This is a genomic window from Shigella sp. FC1967, assembly GCF_001743005.1.
In the GTDB taxonomy this organism is placed as follows: Bacteria; Pseudomonadota; Gammaproteobacteria; order Enterobacterales; family Enterobacteriaceae; genus Proteus.
Genome location: NZ_MIIZ01000583.1, coordinates 1 through 7227 on the forward strand (window position 1 = coordinate 1; position 7227 = coordinate 7227).

Annotated in this window: 4 protein-coding genes and 3 pseudogenes; all 7 read right to left on the bottom strand. The window is 36.7% G+C overall.

Going from position 1 to position 7227, the window contains the following annotated elements; genetic code table 11:
* Positions 1-157: 157 nt before the first annotated feature.
* Positions 158-844: a VasL domain-containing protein gene (locus tag BHE89_RS05945; protein WP_128860349.1), complete on the bottom strand. Its 687-nt coding sequence runs from the start codon at positions 842-844 to the stop codon at positions 158-160.
* Between the two features lie 106 nt (positions 845-950).
* Positions 951-1502, bottom strand: coding sequence for a type VI secretion system ImpA family N-terminal domain-containing protein (locus BHE89_RS05950; protein ID WP_286145933.1), 552 nt, complete (start codon positions 1500-1502; stop codon positions 951-953).
* Positions 1503-1628: 126 nt separating this feature from the next.
* Positions 1629-2055: pseudogene (gene tssE, locus BHE89_RS05955) on the bottom strand (type VI secretion system baseplate subunit TssE).
* A gap of 6 nt (positions 2056-2061) precedes the next feature.
* Positions 2062-2618, bottom strand: a pseudogene (tssJ, locus tag BHE89_RS05960) (type VI secretion system lipoprotein TssJ); the annotation flags it as partial.
* Positions 2599-3693 (bottom strand): type VI secretion system baseplate subunit TssG, encoded by a 1095-nt coding sequence (tssG, locus tag BHE89_RS05965; protein ID WP_069368378.1) that lies wholly within the window; start codon positions 3691-3693, stop codon positions 2599-2601. The gene tssG and the pseudogene tssJ, both read right to left, overlap by 20 nt.
* Positions 3657-5420, bottom strand: coding sequence for a type VI secretion system baseplate subunit TssF (gene tssF / locus BHE89_RS05970; RefSeq protein WP_069368379.1), 1764 nt, complete (start codon positions 5418-5420; stop codon positions 3657-3659). The genes tssG and tssF overlap by 37 nt, the downstream gene beginning before the upstream one ends.
* Positions 5421-5452: 32 nt before the next feature.
* Positions 5453-7073: pseudogene (gene tssA, locus BHE89_RS05975) on the bottom strand (type VI secretion system protein TssA).
* Between the last annotated feature and the right edge of the window lie 154 nt (positions 7074-7227).

Sequence of the window (7227 nt, forward strand, 5' to 3'; positions counted from 1 at the left end):
TTTGTTTCTTTCTTCTTTGGCGTCTAAGGTTGCTCTAATTAAATCTATGGGGCCAACAAAAATAACGCCTCCATAAGGAGAACCCATAATGCAACCACTTAATAAACTAACAATGCTAATAGCTGTTAAATTTTCTTATCAAGTACATATTGTTTCCTTATTCAGAACGTAATAACGCATATCGATTCAATAATTGTTTAAAATGATTGTCTATTTGTTGGTACTCATAGTCTGAAACTGTATTTTGAGTCGGTTGTTTTTCAAGTAATCGTAGCTCTTCTTCTAAAGGTTTTGCTTGGTTGAAATGTTGACGAGCTTTGAAAATGATCGATTTTAATTCAGAGCCTGTAATGTAACTTTTAGGATTACCATCAAAGCTATCTAATCTTTGGCTTAATCCATCGAGTTCAGTCATACCTTTAGACCATTGATTGAGTTGTTCATCTGTGGTGGCATTTATTTTTAGATTATTTTTCCAAAGCTGTGTAAACGATAAAAGCTCTGTATTATCTTCATACTGTTCGTTCAAATAAGTAATGATTTCGAGTCCATAACGCTGTGCCCATATGGGAGAAAGTAATGTGAGTTCATCTAAACGTTGTTGGATTATATCAATCTGTTCAGAATTGAGTGTCTTTGTTATATGTTGACCATTTGCAGTTTGTTGTTCAATAAGAGAGCCTGCATGGGCATTAATGGTTGGAATATAAGGAAAAGCATCTGTCAGATCATTATTTTTTAATTCAGATAACCAGAAATAAAATAGAATAAAAAAGAATAAACTACTGATTATTGCACCAATTAAAACTCCCCGCCATAACTCTTGTCGAGATGTCTTTTTCATAGAGGGTTCTAATGATATTGAGGAAGAGATATAAGTTTTTGGTGATTCAATACTTTCATTAGTATTAGAAGAGGGAGATGATGTAGATAAAGCAATATCGATAATTTTAGTCGGGGTTCTTATCTTCCTTATTAATAGTAGGAGATAATTCGGGAGAATTAAAATTATTATCTAATGTATCGGCATTCTCTAATTGCCTAGCTTGAGCAATAATTAAGTTCTCTAGATAATCAAACTGAACAAGATGTTTAATTTCTAATGTTTTAAAATGATGATTAATATTCTTTAATAATTCTTCTATTTGATAAAGAATAGGCAAGTCAGAATAAACAAACGTCGTCCCACGAATACCTAAGATTAACTGTTGGCTTAAGGACGAAAGAATATTGATACGGGTATGTGTTTGTATTGGCCATAATGTTTGCCAATGTTGAGTCAATATTTTGTGAATAAGGTAAAGCCCTTCATTTAAACCATCAAGTCCAGCTTGATTCTGGCGGCATATGACAAACCAAGAGGCGGTTTGAAGATCGACACCATTTTGATTAAATAAAGAAATACACAATTCATGGACATATTGCCAATTAATATCTGGACGGGCTGGGTGAAAACGTTTATCAAGTTCTTCTTTAATATGCAAGAAATTGATTAAATACACGAGGATCACCTCCAATTGAAAGTGAATCTAAGTAAGAGTTCATAGTTTCCTCAAGTTAATTGAAGGTTCAATAATATAAAAAAGATCTAATTAAAGAAAATTAAAAATAAGCAGAAATAAACAATATCATGATAAATAAAATTGTTTTTTCAAATGGTGAAGGAATATTCTTCCGTCAGGTGAAAACTCAGTACCATAACGTATAAGTCCTTTTTCATGTAATTCAATATCTAAAGAATAACACAACTTTCCAAATTCATTTTCAGGTAATATACTTAGTGAGACTGATTTTATCCTCGGTTCATATTTTAATAATGTGTTGATAATATAGACATTACTTTATGTGAACTTCCCGGTAATCCTTGTATTATTTTACTCATATCAGGTAAACCATAATCAGGTAGATGTTTTAATGTCCCTGCTCGTGAATTTAATATTCGACGAATGTTATCCATAACAGAAAGAATAACTGATCTTCTTCTGAGATAGAATCGATAGGTAATCCACCTGAAAAATAGCCTGTTAGCATTTCATAGAGAGAAGGGTGTGACATCGTTATTTTTTTATCCAAAGGTTGTAATGTTAATGTATTTTCAGCAAGTACAATTTTACGTGCTTTATCAGGATCGAGTTCGTTTTTTAGGAATAACAATCCGCCAGTTATTTTTGGCTTCATCAGGCGTATGAAACATTATGGCAATAGCGACAAATTCAGTTTCTTTTTTCCATCTCCATATCAAAAGAAATAGATTCACCAGGACGAATACGTAAGTCTTTTTGCGCTAATAAAGAAGAGGTTAAAACATCATCATTTTGATTAAACAGTGAGAGATAATCGCTATCATTAAAAGTATCAGCGGATTTTAGTTGGAATACTCGAACAATGACGGAAAGTGATGAACCATTATCATCAGTATTAAGTGCTTCTCTTGCGGTAAAATCTAAATGCAATATTTTAATTTGCTTATAAAAAATAGATTTAGTTAAAGAAACCGTACCATCACTGATAGTTTGAGTTAAACCACAACCTGCGATTGCAAACGTTATGATAAATAACAGTACTAGTCGCAGAGGATAAGAAAGAAATGTTTGCGATTTAAAATTGATAATTGCCATATGAATCACTTTTATAATGTTGAGTGCGGGGAGTTAGATATTGATAAAAACCAATTCCAATGGTGATAAAAGATGCTGGTTGTGTTTCAATCTGACTGTGAGGTCGCATGACGGCAGTTCTACCTAACTGTACTCCTTGTTTTTTAGAGGTGCTCAAGGTTGCATCCGGTAATAAATGTCTAGGTAATGTTAAACGTAGTCGTGCATTAACTCTTGAACCCAAATAAACGCGAAGTAATGCCATAAAATCCTGATAAATGCTGCCATCGGGTAACCAGCCCTTTGCTTCTTCTTTATTTTCTGTATGTAGCTTGATTAATACTTGGCTATTTACATCAATAGCATAGCGACCTAAAACGGGTTTATTTTCTAATGTTATAGGTTGCAAACACGACATGATGGTGGGAGTATCGAGTGCAATTCTGCGTGGATCATGAGGTGTAATACGGACTTTTGTTGATGGTGCTAATAATTTTACTAATGCGCTAATGCCTTCGGCTGTACGTGTCGGTAAACGTAAGATCCCTAATAGTGCCAAAAAGCGAGATAAAGGTGATTGCACATGATTAGCACAACCAGGAATACCCAAGCCAATTAAACCATAAAGATATTGCGATGTTTTATCTGATCCTCCTTCTCCAAAAGTTGCGGGATAAGAATATTTACGCCAGATCCGATAAAACTGGGTGGTAAGGCGATGGTTAAAAATATCTAAAAAGTCAGTGAGTGAATCTGTGCCATCGCGGTATTGCGCAATATCGTCAAGATAAGATGTTGGGAGTGGTGATGTGATACCATAAAGTCCCAAAAAGGTAGTATGTAAGCTTGGTATGGTACTTTTTCGGTATTTATCTAGAGGATCTGTTCCTTTGATCTCAGAGGCAGGAAATCCCATACCACGATGTGGGCGAAAGCGAATAGGATCCATTTTCGGGTCATGAGAACTGCCTAATTCAGGTAATTCAGGGGTGGATTTTTCAAGTAATTGGCAAAAGCGATAGAAATTTACATAAGGTAGCTTTTCACCTAACATCTGAATTAACGGGGTAGCTGCGGATTGTGGCTTTCTTTCCATTGAATGCGTTTTCCTGTTGGTAAAATAATCAGTGTTAATTGATTAAAAAGATGAACATCAGCATAAAGTGCAAAAAAGCGATTAAGCATTTCACCAAATAAATGAATATCACCTTCACCATTAAAACCATTGCTATCAATTGTGACTTCGATATCAATACCTCGTTGTAAAAAACCTTTCTCAAAGCGTTCAATTAAATGATGCTCGACATGAATAATGGCATTGAGTTTTCTATGGTTCATATCATCATCTCGCCAATCATAAAGCGCGAGAGTACCTCGTAGCACTTCAGCATTATCCATCATGTTTAGAAAGCTAGAACCTAAGTGGCTTAGCACTCGCCAGTGGAAGCGATCTTCTGAAGGGGGATAAAGAGGCAGTGTTGGCTTACACAAATTACATACTGTTATTGGGATCTGTAGGGTTTGCTCTGTTCTATCAAGTAAAGTACTTTGTAGTGCTTTGCGAGGTAATTGCCCATTAGTCCCTGTGAGTTGCAATGATAGGGTTTCTGTCTGAGTTGCTAAATCAATCGCTTGTTTTTCTCCTCCTAATATAAGCCAAGTATCATGAAGACCTGTCACACCTCGTTTCACTCGGGTATGATAATAACGTTCAGGCGCATTATGCCGTAACATTCCACCACGATGGCGAAAGCTGGTAAAAGGTACATAAACCGCTTCATTTGTACGCTGAGAGCCATGTACACTATCAACACTATATATTTCAGTATGCCCATCTTGAATACGGCGTGGTCGTAATAAATATTCGCTTTCCAGCCCATTAATCGTTAGTGGATCGGCTTCTATGTTAAAAAGATTGATAACGGGTACGCAATGTAAACGAATATTTTCCTCATTTAATGTAAGCGCGTTATCCCACAATGTATTGAGAACAATATCTAATTCAAATGCAGATGTTTCTTCAGGGAAGTGAATATCATCTAATCCATTAAGTGAAACAAACATAAATTTTTCACGAAAAGAAAAATATTCGAGTAATAATTGATAGCCACTAAATGTGGTATCTCCTTTAGGCCAAAGCGTGTCTGTATTCTCAAATCCTCTCGGTGAAAAATAAAGAGGGATCGCAATTCTATCTTTTGATTGGGGGAGTTTTAGATAGGTTTTTGCAATTTGTTTAGTTAATGCCAAATGCAATGCATTAGTTGTCGGAATATCTCCAGATAAATAAAATGAGAGCGCATGAAGACTCACTTCAGACCAATTAATCATTTCACTACATTTAAATTTTAATCTGATCGTTGAGCGTCCATCGGGCTCAGTCGTTAAGTTTACAGCGACAATTTTTATTGGATTAAGCGTTAAATCTTGAGTTGTTCGATAATGACAAACTGTTTTTTTAGGACCGACAGGGCGAGAAAGCACTTCAAATTGGGCAGGTATTTTATCCGTCATTTTCATTTTTTGAATATCAGGCGCTAATTCAACAATAGATAATGATGGAATGGTCTGTAAATAGTGAGGCCATAATAAACTGACAAGGCCTTCTGTTAATTCGGGTAAGTCATCATCAATTTTTTGTCTTAATTGCCCCATAGAGAAAGCAAAACCTTCAAATAAACGCTCAACAAAAGGATCGGGTGTGCCTGCTTTATCTAAGTCGAGCATTGCAGCTCTATCGGGGTGCGCTTGCGCAAACTCTTTGGCGGCTTCTCTAAGGTAGCGCATTTCTGCATCAAAATAGCGAAGGGTTAAATCATCCATTAATTTGATACCTTGATTCGTTGAGTAAAAGATTAGGAATATAAAATTGCAGAGCGAACCGGATCGATAGCAGTTAATTCACTGAGTAATAGCTCCATCTGTTGCTCTATACGGGTTCTATCTGAAGTGTTACGTTGAATTTTTGCTCGTAAAAGATGAAGTTGTCGTGCTTTTACTTCAAAAATATAATTGGGCTCCCATTGTGTTAATGACATCGAAAGCGCTTTTTTTATCGAGTTCACGTAATAAATTTAATGCTAGATCATGGCGAGCAAATTGTTCTGCTACTCGTGCCATAATGAGATTTAATAACCATTTTTGTCTTGAAGAGCGGATATCTGGGCGATGTTGTAGCCATTTTAATGCAACGTCTATACCTTCATTATCCGCTTGTGTGATTGCTTCGTTTTCTAATGCCAGTATTGATTGATCATCAGATGAGTGAGAGTCATTATTTGATAATCCTTGCATGGCATCAAAGTTTTCTTCCATAACATGCTGTTTTATCCAACTTAATGTGACTTCATCGGCAAATGGTGTACCGTCTTCCCATGATAAGTTCTCTAAATCTGGAAGACGAGTAAGGAATTGTTTTAAATCATTTTTTATAATATCAGACCATGCATTCCAAGGGGCAGGAGACTGACTAAGTGCTTGATAGAGATACCACTGTACATCTAACCAAAAATGGTTAACACCTTCGGCAAAAAGCTTATCTGCTTGCTCTGCCAGTTCCCCCCAACTTTGTTGTAAATAGAGGCGTTTAAGTTGCGCCCTTGCATCGGTTCTGGGCGGAGAAAGACGAGTACAACCTTGCTGATTTTGTGGTGGAAGTTGATGGAGCGTATCCCATCTCACCACTTTCATTAATCTATGCCCAGCTAACCAACCATTAGATTGATTACGTAGATAATTAGCGAGCATTTTGGATTGATCTAATAATTCACGACCTGATTGTATGGTCTCTATGGGGGTGCTCTGTGAAATTGAAGAAGAGGCGGGGCTATTGTAAGTCGATTCAGTTCGGCTCATGTTTTGGGGAACTAATGACTTTGTCCCACCTGATTGAGCAAGACGCTTTTCGAGTGCTTGATGTAATCCAGCCAGTTGAGGACGCTCAGCTTCATTCCATGTTTCAAGCTCTGTTTCAATAATGGCTAATAAGGCGATAATACGAGAAAATTCATTGTGATCGACTTCGGGATAAAGCGATAAGCTATCTAAAACGCGTTGCCCTGATAACCACTCTAAGGCTGATTTTCTACTGGTTGCTCGGCTAGGTAATAATGTGTCGTGGTAGCGGGTGAGCAATCCAGCCAAAAGCCCCAAAGAATCGGCAAGCCCATGCTCACCTTCTTTGTGCAAACGTGCCCATATATAATAGGTTATAACACGCATATCTTTGCAGAAATTGAGCAGTAAGTTTTCAGCAAGTAAGCAAATGAGTTCAGTATCAGCGCCAGAGAGTTTATTGACTTCTTCTTTCATTCGTTCAAAGTCATCTTCATAACTGGGATCATCACCTACAGGTTGATTAGGAGTAACCGGTAATAGCCAACGATCCCATAACGCGATTTGTTGTTGAGCAAGTTGTTGCACCTTGTTTGTATCATCAGCAAAGCATGATGAGATTAAGGTATCCAATAAGGACATAGTGAGCGTATTTCCTTTTGAGATAATAGGGAATGTGTTTTTTATTTAATCCAAAAAGATCTTTTCTGGTAAAACAAAATTGCGTAGTTGCAAGAGAGCGATAGGACCTTCACCCATTTCAGTTCTTAAGGTGTAATTTAGTGATTGTCCGTTT